This window comes from Cupriavidus sp. BIS7 (assembly GCF_000292345.1).
Classification (GTDB): domain Bacteria; phylum Pseudomonadota; class Gammaproteobacteria; order Burkholderiales; family Burkholderiaceae; genus Cupriavidus.
Genome location: NZ_ALOU01000138.1, coordinates 1 through 1105, shown reverse-complemented (window position 1 = coordinate 1105; position 1105 = coordinate 1). Strand labels below are relative to the sequence as shown.

At 63.9% G+C, this 1105-nt stretch carries 1 protein-coding gene and 1 pseudogene; one reads left to right on the top strand and one right to left on the bottom strand.

What is annotated here, in order from left to right:
• Window positions 1–108, bottom strand: a pseudogene (locus B552_RS29010) (AEC family transporter); the annotation flags it as partial.
• A gap of 172 nt (window positions 109–280) precedes the next feature.
• On the opposite strand from B552_RS29010, the gene B552_RS0126965 reads away from it, so the two are divergent.
• Window positions 281–901 (top strand): chalcone isomerase family protein, encoded by a 621-nt coding sequence (locus B552_RS0126965; RefSeq protein WP_051003624.1) that lies wholly within the window; start codon window positions 281–283, stop codon window positions 899–901.
• The last annotated feature ends 204 nt before the right edge of the window (window positions 902–1105 follow it).

The window sequence follows — 1105 nt, the reverse complement described above, 5'->3', positions numbered from 1 at the left end:
GCGCTCCACGCCGGCCCAGAAGCCGCGGTCGAACGACGTGTATCGAACCAGCAGCCAGCCAATCAGGATCAGGCTGAAATCCGGCACCAGCAGAAGGGCGGAGGACATTGTCTCTCTTGTTTTTTGGTAGTTGTCACACCTGCGCCTTCGCCTTGCATTATGAAATGTGCAGCCTAGGGCAGATACGGATGGGTATTTTTTCAGAATTCCGGCAGCATGGCACGCTGAATTTCGTCTTGCCCGCGGTTTAGCAGCCGCCTGTCGCACCATGAAGTCCCTGATGTCTCCGTCCTGCCCGACCGCACTCTCCCGCCCACTTCGGCGCTGTGCCGCCACGTTGTGCGCAACGCTGGCGCTGTGCGTGCTGGTGCTGGCGCCACCGGCATCTGCCATGGAGATCGAGGGCGTGCGCTTCGACGAAGCAGCGCGGCTCGGCGGCAAGGAACTGCTGCTCAACGGCACCGGCCTGCGCTCCGTGTTCGTGATCAAGGGCTATGTAGCCGGCCTGTACCTGCCCGAGCGCGCGCGCAATGCCACGGTGGCGCTGGCTACGCGCGGGCCCAAGCGGCTGCAGTTGCGCCTGCTGCGCGAAGTGGATTCGGCCACGTTCGTCAAGGCGCTCAATGAAGGGCTGCGCGAAAACCATTCCGAGCTGCAGATGAATGTGCTGGCCGATCGCGTGGCGCAGCTCGAGCAGACCATGAACCAGGTGGGCACCGCGCGACGCGGCGACATCATCAATTTCGACTTCACACCCGAAGGCGGCACGATCGTGGCGCTCAACGGCATTCCACGCGGCCAGGCCATTCCTGGCGAGGACTTCTACCAGGCCGTGCTGCGCATTTTCCTGGGCGAACACCCGGTAGACCGCAGTCTCAAGCGCGGTCTGCTGGGCGGCTGATCCAAGCACGCCGACGCGCCGCGCCAATCCGCGCACGGCACATCGGCGATTCAAACCCTCCGGGCGCGATCCGCCCGGCTTTCTCGACGGGAGACCCTTTCCACATGCAAGCTCGCAAAACCGCACTGACCCTGGCCATCGCGGCAGTTGCCTCCGTGGCGTCGATTGCGCACGCGCAAAGCAGCTATCCGACCAAGCCGATCC

Excerpts from the sequence above, each read along its gene's own strand:
- B552_RS0126965 (WP_051003624.1), top strand. The coding sequence starts at position 281 with ATGTCTCCGTCCTGCCCGACCGCACTCTCCCGCCCACTTCGGCGCTGT.